14 protein-coding genes are annotated in these 17,497 nt (G+C 63.9%); 5 read left to right on the top strand and 9 right to left on the bottom strand.

The genetic code is table 11. The features are described 5' to 3' along the window. Positions 1 to 73: 73 nt before the first annotated feature. Positions 74 to 1,387 (bottom strand): serine--tRNA ligase, encoded by a 1,314-nt coding sequence (serS, locus tag OKW43_RS17870; RefSeq protein ID WP_429448779.1) that lies wholly within the window; start codon positions 1,385 to 1,387, stop codon positions 74 to 76. A gap of 64 nt (positions 1,388 to 1,451) precedes the next feature. Continuing rightward, complete coding sequence (locus OKW43_RS17865) at positions 1,452 to 2,765, bottom strand: replication-associated recombination protein A (RefSeq protein WP_187636603.1); 1,314 nt, start codon at positions 2,763 to 2,765, stop codon at positions 1,452 to 1,454. 245 nt (positions 2,766 to 3,010) lie between these two features. On the opposite strand from OKW43_RS17865, the gene cytX reads away from it, so the two are divergent. Further along, positions 3,011 to 4,327, top strand: a complete 1,317-nt coding sequence (gene cytX / locus OKW43_RS17860) for a putative hydroxymethylpyrimidine transporter CytX (protein WP_429448776.1) — start codon at positions 3,011 to 3,013, stop codon at positions 4,325 to 4,327. Positions 4,328 to 4,564: 237 nt separating this feature from the next. Here the strand turns inward: cytX and OKW43_RS17855 are convergent, their stop codons facing one another. The 3 genes from OKW43_RS17855 to OKW43_RS17845 form a co-directional block, all read right to left on the bottom strand. After that, on the bottom strand, positions 4,565 to 4,795 hold the full coding sequence (locus OKW43_RS17855; RefSeq protein WP_246530205.1) for a hypothetical protein: 231 nt from the start codon (positions 4,793 to 4,795) through the stop codon (positions 4,565 to 4,567). 328 nt (positions 4,796 to 5,123) lie between these two features. After that, a complete protein-coding gene (lolA, locus tag OKW43_RS17850; protein WP_429448774.1) occupies positions 5,124 to 5,855 on the bottom strand; it encodes an outer membrane lipoprotein chaperone LolA in 732 nt (243 codons plus the stop codon). 135 nt (positions 5,856 to 5,990) lie between these two features. Then, a complete protein-coding gene (locus OKW43_RS17845) occupies positions 5,991 to 8,300 on the bottom strand; it encodes a DNA translocase FtsK (RefSeq protein ID WP_187636606.1) in 2,310 nt (769 codons plus the stop codon). 389 nt (positions 8,301 to 8,689) lie between these two features. Here OKW43_RS17845 and trxB point away from each other — a divergent pair, with 389 nt between their 5' ends. The 4 genes from trxB to OKW43_RS17825 all read left to right on the top strand — a co-directional run bounded on the left by trxB (position 8,690) and on the right by OKW43_RS17825 (position 12,469). Next, positions 8,690 to 9,691 carry a thioredoxin-disulfide reductase gene (gene trxB, locus OKW43_RS17840; RefSeq protein WP_187636607.1) on the top strand — a complete coding sequence of 334 codons (1,002 nt, stop codon included), beginning with the start codon at positions 8,690 to 8,692 and terminating at the stop codon, positions 9,689 to 9,691. 182 nt (positions 9,692 to 9,873) lie between these two features. Next, complete coding sequence (locus OKW43_RS17835) at positions 9,874 to 10,641, top strand: Smr/MutS family protein (protein WP_187636608.1); 768 nt, start codon at positions 9,874 to 9,876, stop codon at positions 10,639 to 10,641. A gap of 114 nt (positions 10,642 to 10,755) precedes the next feature. Then, on the top strand, positions 10,756 to 11,415 hold the full coding sequence (locus OKW43_RS17830) for a glutathione S-transferase family protein (protein WP_187636609.1): 660 nt from the start codon (positions 10,756 to 10,758) through the stop codon (positions 11,413 to 11,415). Positions 11,416 to 11,548: 133 nt separating this feature from the next. Next, positions 11,549 to 12,469, top strand: a complete 921-nt coding sequence (locus OKW43_RS17825) for a LysR family transcriptional regulator (protein WP_187636610.1) — start codon at positions 11,549 to 11,551, stop codon at positions 12,467 to 12,469. A 69-nt stretch (positions 12,470 to 12,538) separates the two neighbouring features. Here the strand turns inward: OKW43_RS17825 and OKW43_RS17820 are convergent, their stop codons facing one another. From OKW43_RS17820 to OKW43_RS17805, 4 genes are all read right to left on the bottom strand, one after another. Continuing rightward, entirely contained in the window at positions 12,539 to 13,654 is a 1,116-nt protein-coding gene (locus OKW43_RS17820; RefSeq protein WP_187636611.1) for an ABC transporter ATP-binding protein, read from the bottom strand. Positions 13,655 to 13,747: 93 nt separating this feature from the next. Continuing rightward, the gene (locus tag OKW43_RS17815) at positions 13,748 to 14,605 is read right to left on the bottom strand and encodes a carbohydrate ABC transporter permease (protein WP_187636612.1); all 858 of its coding nucleotides are present in this window, start codon (positions 14,603 to 14,605) and stop codon (positions 13,748 to 13,750) included. Further along, a complete protein-coding gene (locus OKW43_RS17810) occupies positions 14,595 to 15,533 on the bottom strand; it encodes a carbohydrate ABC transporter permease (RefSeq protein ID WP_187636613.1) in 939 nt (312 codons plus the stop codon). The genes OKW43_RS17815 and OKW43_RS17810 overlap by 11 nt, the downstream gene beginning before the upstream one ends. 217 nt (positions 15,534 to 15,750) lie before the next feature. Further along, a complete protein-coding gene (locus OKW43_RS17805) occupies positions 15,751 to 16,998 on the bottom strand; it encodes an ABC transporter substrate-binding protein (protein ID WP_429448769.1) in 1,248 nt (415 codons plus the stop codon). Positions 16,999 to 17,497 lie beyond the last annotated feature (499 nt).

Here is a 17,497-nt window from a genome sequence, read left to right as displayed (position 1 = left end):
GGGCCGCTGCTTGGGAGAACAAGATTATAGAACAGCTCGAATTAATTTTCCAAGCCCCTCCGCGAAAAAACTTCTACGTTCTTTCTCGGAGCCTGGACGCCGGCACCTCCAGTCGCTCCACGCCGCCGAGGTAAGGCCGCAGTGCCGGCGGCACCGCCACCGAGCCATCGACGTTCTGGAAGTTCTCGAGCACCGCGACGAGCGTGCGCCCCACCGCGAGCCCCGAGCCGTTCAGCGTATGCACGAGCTCGGGCTTGCCCTGCGCGTTGCGGAAACGCGCCTGCATGCGTCGCGCCTGGAACGACTCGGTATTCGAACAGCTCGAAATCTCGCGATACGTGTTCTGCGCGGGCAACCACACTTCGAGGTCGTAGGTCTTTGCGGCAGAGAAGCCCATGTCACCGGTGCACAGCGTGATTACGCGATACGGCAGTTCGAGCTTCTGCAGAATCGCCTCGGCATGGCCGACCATCTGCTCGAGCGCATCGTACGATGCGTCCGGCGCAACGACCTGCACCATCTCGACCTTGTCGAACTGATGCTGGCGGATCATGCCACGCGTGTCGCGACCATACGAGCCCGCTTCCGAGCGGAAACACGGCGAATGCGCGGTCAGCTTGATCGGCAGCGCGTCCGCTTCGACGATGCTCTCCCGCACCGTGTTCGTCAGCGATATTTCCGAGGTGGAGATCAGGTACTGCGTGACCGTGTGTTCGCCGCCGCCCTTTTCGACGCGGAACATGTCGTCCGCGAACTTCGGCAACTGGCCGGTACCGTACAGGATGTCCGGATTGACGATGTACGGCGTATAGATCTCGGTATAGCCGTGCTGCTGCGTGTGCGTGTCGATCATGAATTGCGCGAGCGCGCGATGCAGCCGCGCAATCTGGCCGCGCAGCACCGTGAAGCGCGCGCCCGACAGCTTTGCGCCGGTCTCGAAATCGAGACCGAGCGGCGTGCCGACGTCGACGTGATCCTTGACCTCGAAGTCGAACTGACGCGGCGTGCCCCAGCGGCGCACTTCGACGTTGCCGGTTTCGTCGTTGCCGACCGGCACGCTTTCGTGCGCGAGGTTCGGCACGCCGAGCAGCAGATCCGACAGACGCTTCTGGATGTCTTCGAGCTTGACCGCCGACGCCTTCATCTCGTCGCCGATGCCGCCGACTTCGGCCATCACCGCCGACGTGTCTTCGCCGCGCCCTTTCATCGCGCCGATCTGCTTCGACAGGCTGTTGCGGCGCGCCTGCAGTTCTTCGGTACGGGTCTGAGTATCGCGGCGTTCCGCTTCGAGCGCGGTAAAGGCCGCGACGTCGAGGGTATAGCCGCGGTCGGCGAGGCGTTTCGCGACGCCGTCGAGGTCTTTGCGCAGCAACTGGATGTCGAGCATGGGATGGGACGGATGTTCGTTGTATGAAAACGCGATTTTAGCGCACCGGCAAAGGCGAAACGCCTCAAGCCTTCTTCGGCTTGTTTTCGACGCGCCACCGGGCATCGAGCTCGGCAAGGCGCGCGAGCTTATCGCCGATCTTGCCTTCGAGACCACGCGGTGTCGGCTCGTACCAATGCGGCTCGCGCATGCCGTCCGGCAGATAGGTCTCGCCGGCCGCGTACGCATCGGGTTCGTCGTGCGCATAGCGGTAGTCGTGGCCATAGCCGAGTTCCTTCATCAGCTTCGTCGGCGCGTTGCGCAGATGCACCGGCACCGCGCGCGACTGATCCTTGCCGACGAAGCGCCGCGCCTCGTTGTACGCGTTGTACCCGGCGTTCGATTTCGGCGCGACCGCCAGATAGATGATCGCCTGTGCGAGCGCGAGTTCGCCTTCGGGCGAGCCCAGACGCTCGTAGGTTTCGGCGGCGTCGAGCGTGATGCGCGCGGCGCGCGGGTCGGCGAGGCCGATGTCTTCCCACGCCATACGCACGATGCGCCGCGCGAGGTAGCGCGGGTCCGCGCCGCCGTCGAGCATGCGGCAAAACCAGTACAGCGCGCCGTCTGGATTGCTGCCGCGCACGGATTTATGCAGCGCGCTGATCTGATCGTAGAACGCATCGCCGCCCTTGTCGAAGCGGCGCAGATTTTCCGCAAGCGCGCTGCCTAATAACGCGCCGTCGATTTCAGTCGTCTTCTGTTGGGCCGCCGCGCGCGCGACGATCTCGAGGTTGTTCAGCAGCTTGCGGCCGTCGCCGTCGGCGGAGCCGATCAGCGCGGCGCGCGCTTCATCGGTGAACGTGAGGCCGCCGAGCTCCTTCTGCGCGCGCTCGAGCAGCTCGCGCTGTTCGTCGTCGGTCAGGCTCTTCAGCACGTAGACCGCGGCGCGCGACAGCAGCGCGCTATTGACCTCGAACGACGGGTTCTCGGTCGTCGCGCCGACGAACACGAACAGGCCCGACTCCACGTGCGGCAAGAACGCGTCTTGCTGGCTCTTGTTGAAGCGATGCACTTCGTCGACGAACACCAGCGTCTGATGGCCGTTCGCGCGATGGATCTGCGCGGTCTCGACCGCCTCGCGGATATCCTTCACGCCCGACAGTACCGCGGACAACGCGATGAACTGCGCGTGAAACGCATCGGCCATCAGCCGCGCGAGCGTGGTCTTGCCGACGCCGGGCGGGCCCCACAGAATCATCGAATGGGCCTCGCCCGATTCGAACGCGACCCTGAGCGGCTTGTTCGGACCGAGCAGATGCGTCTGGCCGATCACTTCGTCGATATTGCGTGGCCGCAGGCGTTCGGCGAGCGGAACATTGGCACGGGTTTCTTCAAACATGACGTTTTGGGGATAATCTCGGCTTTCCGGTCGCGCGCCGCTGCCGAGCGACGCTTCGCGGCACATGCGCAAAGCCCGCGCACGGCCGCAGGCACAGGCACGAACGCGAACAACGTCCTGCATTATGACAGTGACGGCGGCGGCGCGATGGCCGACCCGGCGCGCTGGTTGCGCACGACGCGCGCGCAGCGCAAACAATCACAGCAAAAGAGCTCACAGCACCACCGAGAGGGAACCCACTTCAGATGGCTCAAGATTCTGTCGCCGGCAACGCCGGCTCCACCTACGCGCCGCTTACGCCGGTGCCCGACGTGCGCCGCGCGTTCCGTACCGGCGATGCGTTCGCGCTGTGGTTCTCGCTCGGCATCGGGCTGCTCGTCGCCCAGGCGGGCGCGCTGCTGGTGCCGGGGCTGTCGCTGCCGCATGCGCTCGTCGCGATCGTGCTCGGCAGCGTGATCGGCGTCGTGCTGCTCGCGCTCGCGGGCGTAATCGGCACCGACACCGGGCTCGCGGCGATGTCGTCGCTGCGTCCGACGCTCGGTGTGCGCGGCGCATCAGTGCCGGCCGTGCTGAACATGGTGCAACTGGTCGGCTGGGGCTCGTTCGAGGTGATCGTGATGCGCGATTCCGCCGATGCGCTCGCGAAACAGGCGTTTGGCCTGTCGATGCCGCTCGTGTGGACCGTGATCTTCGGCCTGCTCGCGACGCTGCTGGCGATCAGCGGCCCGCTGTCGTTCGTGCGGCGCTTTCTGCGCAAGTGGGGGATCTGGCTGTTGCTCGCGGGCGCCGCGTGGCTCACGTGGAACCTGCTCGCGCGCCACAATCTCGCGGACCTGATGCATCGTCCGGGCACCGGCGAGATGTCGTTCGGCGGCGCGGTCGACCTCGTGGTCGCGATGCCGCTGTCGTGGCTGCCGTTGATCGCCGACTACACGCGCTTCGGCCGCCGCGCCGGCGAGACGTTCCGCGGCACGCTGTATGGCTACGGCATCGCGAACATCTGGTTCTATGCGCTCGGCGCGGTCTATGGCCTCGCGGCCGGCGGCGGCGATGCGCTGCTGACCGGCGCGCTCGCGCAAGCGGGCGGCGGCTTTGCGCTGCTGCTGATCCTGATCGACGAGATCGACAATGCGTTCGCCGACATCCACTCGGCCGCGGTGTCGACTGGCACGTTCTGGACGCGTGCGAGCGTGCCGTTGCTGTCGGCCGCGTTCGGCGCACTCTGCACGCTGATCGCGCTGCTCGTGCCGATGACGAAGTATCAGAACTTCCTGCTGCTGATCGGCTCGGTGTTCGCACCACTGTTCGGCGTCGTGCTGATGGATCACTTCATCGTGCGCAAGCGCCGCATCGACGCCGCGGTGCTTGCCGATGTGCGCGGCCGCTACGGCTTCTCGGGTGGCTGGCACCTGAGCGCGTTCGTCGCGTGGGCGATCGGCATCGCTTCATACCAGGTCATCAATCAATGGCTGCCGAATCTCGGCGCGACGCTGCCGTCGCTCGCGATCGGCGCGGTGTGCTACTACGTGTTCGTATCGGCGCGCAAGACCGCGTATGCGTGAGCGCGTTGTCCTGAGCGCGTCGCTTTAGACGCAGATGCCAGAAAATATAAAAGACCTGCAATGCGAATGCAGGTCTTTTTTATGACCGCCGATCGCCGATCGCCAACGAGACATTATCGCTACGATTTTTCGGAAAAAGTTTGCAAACTTGCAAAGCGAATTAATAACGGCGGGTAAGCGTGCGGTTGCTCAGAACCCACATAATGGGCTGTTACATGCGTCAAAAATCTCGTGGCGTTATTGCCGTTCATGCGAAACCGCCGGCACATCGGCGAAACGTGCAAGCGCGCGATTGCCTTCCCGATGGGCTTCGGCCTCATCGATAAAGGTTTTTTCGCTATATGCAACGACCTTGAAACCACTTCCTGCCGACCTTGGAACCGTGATTCCCCAATGCCATCCGCCCTCCTGTTCGAACACATGGAGGGACGGGGACACGCGCGAATCGTGTGAAGAAGACAATCTCATGACATGCCTCACCTTTCCAGACATCCGAAGCGACAACCAGCTTCGACCAGTTTAGGCGTTATTTTGTTGCGCCGCAGCAAAAAATTGTTAGAGAGTGTTTACCAAATCTTTGGAAATGATCGATGTGCTAACTCGAGCCCATCAGCGATGCCCATGCTTCTAGTCTCGCACTAAATCATTACATCTGCCGGCGAGGCGATTTCGCGTTCGGCGCGCGCATCTTTAGCAATCCATGCGCCACGCGCAGAGCGAAATAAAAAGCCGCACTCGACGAGTGCGGCTTTGCGGGCCCTTGCGAAGACGCTGCGCGTCGACGCCTACACGCGATTTATCCGTTAATCACATCCGCGCCCTTCGGCACCGTGAACTTGAATGCATCGGGCGGCAGTGGCGGATTTTTCAGAATGTTCGAGAACGTCAGCAGCGTCACGTTGCCGAACACGTCGTGCAATTCCATCGCTTCGAGATTGCCGTCCTTGAAGCCGATGCCTACGCGTTCGAACTGCGTGTCCTTCGCCTTCGGCGTCAGTTCGAGCCAGTCGATGCCGGCCTTCACGCCCGCGTCGCGCAGCGTGAAGTTCTTGTCCAGATCGTTGCTGCCGAACAGGATCGCCGCTGGGCTCGCGCCGAGCGCATTGCCGAGCGCGCGCACCGTGACCTGGTTCAGATCCTTGTCGTAGACGTAAAGCTTGTCGCCGTCCGCCTGCAGCAATTGCGAGTAGGGCTTCTCGTATTGCCAGATAAACTTACCGGGTCGCGCGAACATGAAGGTGCCGCTCGACGTGGTCGGCTTGCCTGGGTTCGCGGTGGACAGCGCGCCGCTCGCGCCCGGCGCCTTGCTCGGCGCGCGCACTTCCTGCTGCACGAAGGTGCCGCGCGCCGAATGGACCTGTGCGACGAATGCCTTCAGTTGCTCGGTGCCGCTCGCGAACGCATGCGAGGCGACCAGCAGCGACGCACCGATCGCGACACTGCCCGCAGTGTGCGCGAGCTTGCCCGCGAGCCGACCGAGGCGGCCCATTTGACGCTCTCGGGCATGCTGCTGCGCGATTGCTTGCATAGGTTTTTCTCCGTTGATTGAATTCGGTGGTGAGCCGCGCCGGGTCAATGCACTCGTTAGACACAAAGTGACTGGCCCGGCATCGAGTCGCAATGGTGCACACGACGGTGCACGCGATGGCTGCTATGGCTACGGCTATTCCGCCTCGCGCGCCGGCGCCAGAATCTCGCGATTGCCGTTCGACGACATCGCCGACACTACGCCCGAATTCTCCATCTGTTCCAGCAGACGCGCCGCCCGGTTGTAGCCGATGCGCAGGTGCCGCTGCACGAGTGAAATCGACGCGCGGCGATTCTTCAGCACGACATCGACCGCCTGGTCGTATAACGGGTCCGACTCGCCTTCGGTGGACGCGGTTCCCGCCGAGCCTTCGTCGCCCTCGCCGCTCACGCCGCCTTCGAGAATGCCCTCGATGTAATTCGGCTCGCCCTGCTCCTTGAGCTTGTCGACGACGCGATGCACTTCATCATCCGACACGAACGCGCCGTGCACGCGCACCGGCAAACCGCTGCCCGGCGGCAAATACAGCATGTCGCCCATGCCGAGCAACGACTCGGCGCCCTGCTGGTCGAGAATCGTGCGCGAGTCGATCTTCGACGATACCTGGAACGCCATGCGCGTCGGCACGTTGGCCTTGATCAGGCCGGTGATCACGTCGACCGACGGACGCTGCGTCGCGAGAATCAGGTGAATACCCGCCGCGCGCGCCTTCTGCGCGATCCGCGCGATCAGCTCTTCGACCTTCTTGCCGACCACCATCATCAGGTCGGCCAGTTCGTCGATGACGATCACGATGTTCGGCAAACGCGTCAGCGGTTCCGGATCGTCCGGCGTCAAGCTGAACGGATTCGGCAACTTCTCTTCGCGCTTGGCCGCTTCGTCGATCTTGTTGTTGTAGCCGGCGAGGTTACGCACGCCGACCTTGCTCATCAGCTTGTAGCGGCGCTCCATTTCGGCGACCGCCCAGTTCAGCGCATGGCCCGCCTGCCGCATGTCGGTGACGACCGGACACAGCAGATGCGGAATGCCTTCGTAGACGCTCATTTCGAGCATCTTCGGATCGATCAGGATCATGCGTACCTGCTCGGCGCTCGCCTTGTACAGCAGCGACAGGATCATCGCGTTGATACCTACCGACTTGCCCGAACCGGTCGTGCCGGCGACGAGCAGGTGCGGCATCTTCGCGAGGTCCGCGCACACCGGCTTGCCGCCGATGTCCTTGCCGAGACCCATCGTGAGCGGCGACGCGGCATCCGCATACACGGCCGAGCCGAGAATTTCGGAAAGGCTCACGGTCTGACGGCGCTGGTTCGGCAGCTCCAACGCCATGTAGTTCTTACCCGGAATCGTTTCGACGACGCGGATCGACACGAGCGACAGCGAACGCGCGAGGTCCTTCGCGAGATTGACGATCTGGCTGCCCTTGACACCCGTGGCCGGCTCGATTTCGTAGCGCGTGACGACGGGACCCGGATACGCGGCGACCACGCTCACATCGACACCGAAATCCTTCAGCTTCTTCTCGATCAGACGCGACGTGAATTCGAGCGTGTCTGCAGAGATGGTTTCCTGCGCAGCGGGCGCGGGATCGAGCAGCGAGATGGGCGGCAGCGTTGAGTCGCCAGGCAGATCGGTGAAGAGCGGAACCTGGCGCTCCTTTTCGACGCGCTCCGACTTCGCCGGCGTGACGAGAGGCGGCACGATCATCACGGGCTCGTGCTCCTCGATGCGCACACGGCCCTTTTCGACCTTGCCTTCGCGCTTCACGGCGGCCGCTTCGCCGAGCTTGCGATCACGCCCGGCCTCGCGGCGCAGCTTCGCGAACGTCACCGCCGAAATGATCGACTCGCCGACCTTCTCCGCGACCGACAGCCACGAAAAGCGGAAATACAGCGACAGCCCGATCGCGAGACCGAGCAACAGCGCGAGCGTGCCGCCGGTGAAGCCGAGCGCATGCGATATTCCGCGCGCCACAGCCTCGCCGATCACGCCGCCAGGCGCGCGTGGCAACTGCACTTTCAGCGACCACATGCGTAGCGCCTCGAGGCCGTTGCACGACAGCAGCACGAGCATGAACGCGAACGCGTCCGCGAGCCAGCTCACGCCACGCGGCGCGCCGTCGCCCCGCGGCTCTTCGTTGCGGGTGATGCGCTTGTAGTTCGCGGAGATGTGGCGGCCGAGCAGCACGATCCACCAGTAGGCGGACAGGCCGAACAGCAGCAGCAGAATGTCGGAGGTCCACGCGCCGACGCGGCCCGCCCAGTTCGAGATATGGTCGACCTGCGCGGCGTGGGTCCAGCTCGGATCGTGCCTGCTGTAGCTGACGAGCGACATCAGAAGGAAGACGCCGAGGGCCACCTGCAGAATCCAGCGGATTTCGGTGAAGAGGCGCGACATGCGGTGCGGCAATGCCTGCGCGCTCGCGGTATAAGGAGCTTTTGCCATTGATCCTGTTGCCTGGGGTAGCCGGTTCAGGCTGAAACTGCCGCCGGGAACGCGGCTCGAGCCTCGCCGCGCGCGGCTTCGGGCCCGATCCCGGCTACCGGAAACTTCGATCCGGGCTATTGTAAACGCTGTGCCCCGCGCGAGGCTGTAAATGACGGTAACCTGGCTGTTTGGCCACAGATGCATGCGCGAGGCGCGCTGAATTCGTCGTATTGCGCCGCCTGCCCGCGCCGCGCCCCTTCCGGCCACGCTATCGCGGCGATCAGAAAGCTTGATGGCGCAGCCGTGTGCCCCGCCCTTTATAATGCCGGGCTGATACCCATCTACAGTTTCAGTTCAAAACGCACGGCTACGCAGCGGCGAGCCGCGCGCCGTACAAGGATTCGATCATGCCCGCAACTGCAACGAAACACGCCAAAGTTCTGATTCTCGGTTCCGGTCCCGCCGGCTACACGGCGGCGGTTTACGCAGCGCGCGCCAACCTCGCGCCGGTGCTGGTCACCGGCCTGGCGCAAGGCGGCCAGCTGATGACCACGACCGACGTCGAAAACTGGCCCGCCGACGCCAACGGCGTACAAGGCCCGGAACTGATGGCGCGCTTCCTCGAGCACGCCGAGCGCTTCAATACCGAGATCATCTTCGACCACATCCACACGGCGAAGCTTGACGAGAAGCCGATTCGCCTGATCGGCGATTCGGGCGAATACACGTGCGACTCGCTGATCATTTCGACCGGCGCATCGGCGCAGTATCTCGGCCTGCCGTCGGAAGAGGCGTTCATGGGCAAGGGCGTGTCGGCCTGCGCGACCTGCGACGGCTTCTTCTATCGTCAGCAGCACGTCGCCGTGATCGGCGGCGGCAATACGGCCGTCGAAGAGGCGCTGTATCTCGCCGGCATCGCGAAGAAGGTGACGGTGATCCATCGCCGTGACAAGTTCCGCGCCGAGCCGATCCTGATCGACCGTCTGCTCGCGAAGGAAAAGGAAGGCGTCGTCGAGATCAAATGGAACCACGTGCTCGACGAAGTGACCGGCGACACCTCCGGCGTGACCGGCCTGCGCATCAAGCACACGCAGACTGGCGAGACCACCGACATCGCGCTGCAGGGCGTGTTCGTCGCGATCGGCCACAAGCCGAACACGGACATCTTCGAAGGCCAGCTCGAGATGAAGAACGGCTACATCATCACGAAGGGCGGTCTGAACGGTTTCGCGACCGCGACGAGCGTGCCGGGCGTCTTCGCCGCCGGCGACGTGCAGGACTACATCTATCGCCAGGCGATCACGAGCGCGGGCACCGGCTGTATGGCCGCGCTCGACGCGCAGCGCTATCTCGAGACCATCAACGAGATGGCCGGCGAGCACGCGATGAGCGCGGAAGCGGAGCGCTGATCCGCAGCGCGCTGCCGTATGGCGACGCCAGGTCGCGACAGCAGGCGCGACAGTAAAATGACGGTGGCGCGCAGCGCAGCCGTGATCGGCTCACGAAGGCCGCGGCTGCAATGCCCGCGGCCTTCGTCGTTTTTGCCGCCCAGCCTCGTACCACCGATCGACCTTTCCGCCTGTTTGCCGATATGCCGAAGAATCAGCCCCATCCGAACGAACCGAAACGCCCGCAAGCCGCCGCGCGTTCCGCGCCCGCAGCGGCCGTGCCCGCCGTCGCGCCGAAGCTCGATCGCGCGTCGGGGCTCGCCGGACTTGGCGCGTTGCGCGAAGCGTTGAAGGGCGACGCCGAGCGGCGCGCGCGCAAACAGGCGGCGGCGCGAGCCGCGCAGCGCGAAGCGGCCGCCGATGCCGATCTGTTCCGTCGCGAGATCGGCGAAGTTGCGCCGCTCGCGATTCCGCCGCGCGCGACGCTCACGCGCAATCCCCCTCCGCCTCTGCCGGTGCAGACGCTGCTCGACGAGGAAGCGGTGCTTCACGAAGCGATCTCCGACGAGTTCGACCCCGAAGTGCTGCTCGAAACGGACGAAACGCTGTCGTATTGCCGCCCCGGCGTGAGCCGCGACGTCGTGCGCAAGCTGCGGCGCGGCGACTGGATCGTGCAGTCGCAGATCGACCTGCACGGCATGCGGCGCGAGGAAGCACGCGAGGCGCTCGCCGAATTCATCCGCGAATCGGTCAAGCGTGGCCTGCGCTGCCTGCGCGTGATTCACGGCAAGGGATTGGGGTCGATCGGCAAGGAGCCGGTGCTGAAGGGCAAGGTGCGCGCGTGGCTCGTGCAAAAATCCGAAGTTATCGCGTTCTGTCAGGCGCGTCCGCACGACGGCGGCGCCGGCGCGGTGGTCGTGCTGTTGCAGCCGGGGTCGTTGCCGCCGCATGGGGCGAACGTGAAGGTCTGAGGTCGATTTTTTCGGCCGTCGTTCGTCGTGGGGTAAACGGCCAGCCTGGCCGTCGCGCGGTGACCATCGGCGTCGCCGTGCACTCGTGCTGCGCAACCGTCCAAGGTGATCGCGATGCCCCTGCAACTTTATGCCCATCCGTTCTCGTCTTACTGCCAGAAGGCCCTGACCGCGCTGTACGAAAACGGCACGCCGTTCGAGATGCGCGTGCTCGCGCACGACGACCCGCTCGTCATGGCCGAATTCGCCGCGCTGTGGCCGATCAAGCGCTTCCCGGTGCTGGTCGACGGCGGGCGCACGGTGATGGAGGCGAGCATCATCATCGAATACCTGGGCCTGCATTATCCGGGGCCCGTCGCGCTGTTGCCGGCCGATCCGCGCGCCGCGCTCGACGTGCGCGCGATGGACCGCTTCTTCGACAACTACATATCGACGCCGCAGCAGAAGATCGTCTTCGATAGTCTGCGCGCCGAGACCGAGCGCGACACGCGCGGCGTCGCCGATGCGCGCGCGCTGCTCGACACCGCGTACGCATGGCTCGACCGGCACATGGCCGAACGCGAATGGGCCGCCGGCCACAGCTTCAGCCTCGCCGACTGCGGCGCCGCCCCGTCCCTCTTCTACGCCGACTGGACGCATCCGATCGACCCCGCGTTCGCGCACGTGCGCGCGTACCGGCAGCGGCTGCTCGCGCGGCCCTCGTTCGCACGCGCGGTCGACGAGGCGCGGCCGTATCGGCCGCTATTTCCACTGGGCGCGCCGGAGCGGGACTGAGCCGCGAGCGGCGGCGGCAGGTTCGCGCGAACGAGGCGCGCCGGCAGACAACCCGTTTAGCTGGCTGTAGACTTCCTGTCGTGTCGCAAGCCTGCCCCGCCCTTCTTTCGGCTCACCACTCACAAGGCACACCATGGACCGCTTTGAAGCGATGGAGATCTTCACGCGCGTGGTCGAAGCGAACAGCTTCACCAAGGTTTCGGAATCGCTGGATCTGCCGCGCGCGAAGGTCAGCCGTACGATCCAGGCGCTCGAGGAACACGTCGGCGTGCGGCTCCTGAACCGCTCGACGCGCCAGGTCAGCGTGACCGAAGACGGCGCATCGTTCTACGAGCGCTGCGTGCGCATTCTCGCCGACGTCGCCGATGCCGAATCGTCGCTATCGAACAAGCGCGAGAATCCGGCCGGCACGATCCGCGTCGATACGTCCGGCACGCTCGCGCGCTCGCTGTTGCTGCCCGCGCTCGATAACTTCTACGAACAATACCCCGCGATCGACGTGCGCCTCGGTCTCGCGGATCGCAACATCGATCTGATCCAGGACGGTGTCGATTGCGTGATCCGCATGGGCACGCTCGAAGAATCGAGCCTCGTCGCAAAGCGCATCGGGCTTGCGCGCATCGTCACCTGCGCATCGCCCGCGTATCTGCGCAAGTTCGGCACGCCGACCACACTGGCGGAGCTGGGCGAGCATCGCGCCGTCAACTACGTGTCCGCGCGCAGCGGCAGGACCTTCCCGTTCGAATACGAAGTGGACGGCGAAATTCAGCGCGTCGCGATGCAAGGCACGCTCGCCGTGAACGACGGCTCCGTGTACATCACCGCGGGCGTGCTGGGCCACGGCATCATCCAGCCGTCGCGCTTCATGGTCGCGGAGCTGATCGAGCAAGGCGCGCTCACGGAAATTCTCGGCAACTACACGAGCCCCGGCACGCCGCTGTCGATTCTGTATGCGCATCGCCGCAATCTGAGTTCACGGTTGCGCGCGTTCATCGATTGGGTCGGCGAGCTTGCGCGCAGTCATCCGGATTTGCGCTTGCCCAAGGCAGCTTAGCGGCTGCGAAAACAAAAGCCCCGTGCGCAACCCAACGCATGGGGCTTTTCTGCGCGACGGATTCAGCGCTTATGCAATCCGCTCTTCATTCGCCGGATCGAACAGCACCGCCTTCGACGTATCGAACAACAGCGTCGCGTTCAACTCCGGTTGCGGGTTCGACGCCGGGTGTACGCGGCTCACGATGCGCTTGCCGTTGATCTGCGCGAACACCAGCGTGTCCGGACCCGTCGGCTCGATCACGTCGACCTTCACTTCGACCGGCTGCAGCTTCGAGTCGTCGCCATGCGCGCCGCGCGCGTCGGTGATGCGCTCCGGACGCAGGCCGAGGATCACGTTGTTGCCGACGTGCGAGCGCACCTTCGCCGAATCGAACGGCAGCACCAGCACCTTGCGCGCGACGCCCGTATCGAGTTCGATGCCGACGCCCGAGCCCTGCTCGACCAGCTTGCCTTCGATGAAATTCATCGGCGGCGCGCCGATGAAGCCCGCCACGAACAGGTTCGACGGCGAGTCGTAGATTTCCTGCGGCGCGCCGAACTGCTGGACGATGCCGTCCTTCATCACCGCGATGCGGTCGCCGAGCGTCATCGCTTCGATCTGGTCGTGCGTGACGTAGACGATCGTCGTGCCGAGGCGCTGATGCAGCAGCTTGATTTCCGAACGCATCTCGATACGCAGCTTCGCGTCGAGGTTCGACAGCGGTTCGTCGAACAGGAACATCACCGGATCGCGCGCGAGAGCGCGGCCCATCGCGACACGCTGACGCTGGCCGCCCGACAGCTGGCCCGGCTTGCGATCGAGCAGATGCTTGATCTGCAGCGTGTTCGACACGCGCTCGACGATCTGCGTCTGCTCCGGTTTCGGCACCTTGCGGATGTTCAGGCCGAACGAGATGTTCTCGCGCACCGTCATCGACGGATAGAGCGCGTACGACTGGAACACCATCGCGATGTCGCGATCTTTCGGCGACAGGTTGTTGACGGTCTTGCCGTCGATCTGGATGTCGCCCTTGGTCACGGTTTCGAGACCGGCAATCATATTGAGCAGCGTCGACTTACCGCAGCCCGAGCCGCCAACCAGAATCAGGAACTGGCCGTCTTCGATGTCGATGTTGACACCCTTCAGAACCGGCACCCCGTTCGGGTAGGTCTTGTACACGTCACGGATGGAAAGGCTTGCCATGCTGTGAATCCTCTAGTCTCTGGTACTGCTTGAAAACGTCTTGTCAGGTGACGGCGGCACGCGTTCGGTGAAACGCCGTCGCTCTACGATGATTTAGCCCTTCACCGCGCCCGCGGTCAGGCCGCGCACGAAGTAACGTCCGGCGATGATGTAGACGAGCAGCGTCGGCAGCGCCGCGATGATCGCGCCGGCCATGTCCACGTTGTATTCCTTCACGCCGGTCGAGGTGTTCACGAGGTTATTCAGCGCGACGGTGATCGGCATCGAATCGACGCCGGAGAACACGATACCGAACAGGAAGTCGTTCCAGATCTGCGTGAATTGCCAGATCAGACACACCATGAAGATCGGCAGCGACACCGGCAGCAGGATCTTCGTGAAGATCATGAAGAAACCCGCGCCGTCGATACGCGCGGCCTTCACGAGTTCAGCCGGCACGCTCACGTAGAAGTTGCGGAAGAACATCGTGGTGAACGCGATACCGTAGATCACGTGCACCAGCACCAGGCCGCTCACCGTGTTCGACAGGCCGATGGAGCCTTCGAAGCGCGCCATCGGCAGCAGGATCGCCTGGAACGGAATGAAACAGCCGACGAGCAGCATCGTGAAGATCGGATCGGCGCCACGGAAACGCCAGTGCGTGAGCACATAACCGTTGAACGCGCCGATGATCGACGAGATCAGCACGGCGGGAATCACCATCCGCACCGAGTTCATGAAGAACGGCTGCATGCCGTCGCAGCGCACGCCCGTGCAGGCGCCGCTCCATGCCTTGAGCCACGGAGCGACGGTCCAGCTGGTCGGCGGCGTCAGCAGGTTGCCGGTGCGCAGCTGGTCGATGTCCTTGAACGACGTCGACAGCATCACGTACAGCGGGAACAGGAAGTACAGGGCGAACAGGACCAGGGCCGCGTAAATGACGGCACGGCTAATCGTCATCTTAGGCTGCATTGCGGGTGCTCCTCGATTCCAGATACATCAGCGGCACGAGCACGGCCACCACGGTGGCGAGCATCATGATCGACGATGCCGCGCCGACGCCGAGCTGCCCGCGATTGAACGAAAACGTGTACATGAAGATGGCCGGCAGCGACGACGACGTGCCCGGACCGCCGGCGGTCAGCGCGACGACCAGGTCGAACGTCTTGATGGTGATGTGGCAAAGAATCAGCAGCACGGAGAAGAACACCGGCCGCATGCTCGGAATCACGATCTTGCGGTAGATGGTCGGCAGGCTCGCGCCGTCCATCTGCGCGGCCTTGAAGATTTCGCTGTCGACGCCGCGCAAACCGGCGAGAAACAGCGCCATCACGAAGCCGGTGGACTGCCAGACCGCCGCGATCACGATACAGAAGATCGCCTTGTCCGGATCGCCGAGCCAGTTGAACGAGAAGCTCGTCCAGCCCCAGTCGTGAAACACTTTCTCGATCCCGATGCTCGGCGTCAGAATCCATTGCCACGCGGTGCCGGTCACGATGAACGACAGCGCCATCGGATACAGGAACACGGCGCGCAGCGCGCCTTCGTTGCGGATCTGCTGATCGAGCAGGATCGCGAGCAACAGACCCAGAGCGATGCAGAAACCGATGAACGGGATGCCGAACCAGCCGAGGTTCGCGGCCGAGGTCCAGAACACGTCGTTCTGGAACAGCTCGCGATAGCGGTCGAGACCGGCGAACTCGAAACGAGGCATCAGCCGCGAAGTAGACAGCGACAGATAGCCGGTGATTGCGATAAAGCCATACACGAAGATCAGGCTGATGACGACGCTGGGTGCGAGCACCAGCTTCGGAATCCAGCGATCGGCAAGGGCCGCCATGGGCGACGTGCGGCGGGTGGCGGTGGCCGTTTTCCCGTTCCCGCTGATGGAAGCAGTCACTACTCGACTCCTGCTGAAACTGTACCGTCCGGCTTGCCGTGCGCGCATGGCGCGGGACCGCGACGGCCTGGGTGTGACTCCATGAAACCAGGGTGAGCCGCGTGACGCCGGACTGCGCTGCCAACGAGAGCAGCTCGAGGTCCGACCCGACACGGCCCGAAGGGTGCGCCCGGTGCTTCAGATGCAAGCCGCCGGGCGCAACGCCTCGTACTGACGCTTACTTGGTCTTCGCTGCCTTCGCGAGTGCCTGAACCGCGGTCTTCGAATCTTGCTGCGAGTTCATGAACTTCGTGACGACGTCGGAGATTGCGCCTGCCGCGGCATCCGGCTGAGCCATGCCGTGAGCGAGCGACGGCACATAACCGCCGGCCTTGATCGCGGTCTGCTCATCCGCGTACGACTTCTTCGCGCAGTCGTCGAACTTGTCCATCGGCACGCCGAGACGCACCGGGATCGAGCCCTTGTACAGGCTGAACTGCTCCTGGAACTCCGGCGACATGATCGTCTTCGCGAGCGCGAGCTGACCCGGCGTCGCGGCCTTCTGGCCCTTCTGCTGGAAGAACACGAACGAGTCGACGTTGAACGTATAGGCCTTGTCCGTGTTCGGCACCACGGCGCAGATGTAGTCCGTGCCCGACTTCTTGCCGGCGTTGGTGAACTCGCCCTTCGCCCAGTCGCCCATGAACTGCATGCCGGCCTTGCCGTTGATGACCATGGCCGTTGCGAGGTTCCAGTCACGGCCCGTGCGGCCCGCGTCGAAGTAGCCCTGGATCTTGCGGACCGTGTCGAACACGCCAACCATCTTGTCCGAAGTCAGCGTCTTCTCGTCGAGGTCGACGAGCGCCTTCCTGTAGAAGTCCGCGCCCTGCGACAGCACGACGTCTTCCCACAGCGTCAGGTCTTGCCACGGCTGGCCGCCCATCGCGATCGGCTGAATGCCCGCGGCCTTCATCTTGTCGGCCACCGCGAAGAACTCAGGCCACGTGGTCGGCACCTTGCCGCCTGCCTTGTCCAGCGCTGCTTTGTTGATGTAGAGCCAGTTCACGCGATGCACCGAGAACGGCGCGCCGACGTAGTGGCCGTCCGCTTGCATGATCTTGTCGATTTGCGGCGGCAGGTTCTTCTTCCAGTCGCCCGCGACCGAATCGATCGGCACCAGCACGCCCTGCGAAGCCCAGTCCTGGATCAGCGGACCCTTGATCTGCGCGGCGCTCGGCGCATTGCCCGAGATCACCTGCGTCTTCAGCGCCGTCATGGCAGCCGCACCAGCGCCGCCCGCGACCGCGAAGTCCTTCCACGTGTAACCCTGCTTCGTCATGTCGTCCTTGAGGACGCCGACGGCCTTGGATTCGCCGCCCGAAGTCCACCAGTGCAGCACTTCGACCGACTCGGCCGCCTGCACGGCCGACACGCCAGACATCAGACCCGCAGCGCACAGAGCGCCCATGATCGCGCGAAATTTCATTGCTTATCTCCTCCAGACACCTGAACAAAAAAACGAATGGCCCCTGATGTCGCCAGGGTGCTGTGGTTGGTTCAAACAGGCAAAACACTGGGCGATCGAGCACGGTCGGGCGCATGCGCGACGGCATGTGCCGGCGGACCGTTGTCCGGCCGCTGGACGCTCAAGAGGTGAGTGATTCGGGATGCAACTGACTGTCTCCTCTTTTGATTTTTGCCTGCCCGCATCGCGCTGCAGACTCGAGGTGCCTGATACGCACCGGAAGGCGTTGTCCCATTGTCCGTAGCTTGACCGGGGACGCCCGCCGATTCGCAAAAACGTGTATTCCGCCTCTACAGCGCACGCTTTTTTCATCGAATTAACGCTACCTCTTGATTTGGATTGTAGTTAAACTACAATTCAGTGTCAAAAAATATTTTATCGGACTACGGTCGCTCTTCCGGGACGCTGCGTGTGCAGTGTCCATCAGCGCGGCGGCCCTTCAGGACATCGACGGAGACTC

The sequence above is a fragment of the Paraburkholderia sp. WC7.3g genome (genome assembly GCF_050436345.1).
Taxonomy (GTDB): Bacteria; Pseudomonadota; Gammaproteobacteria; order Burkholderiales; family Burkholderiaceae; genus Paraburkholderia; species Paraburkholderia podalyriae.
This window is presented reverse-complemented; position numbering and strand designations above follow the sequence as displayed.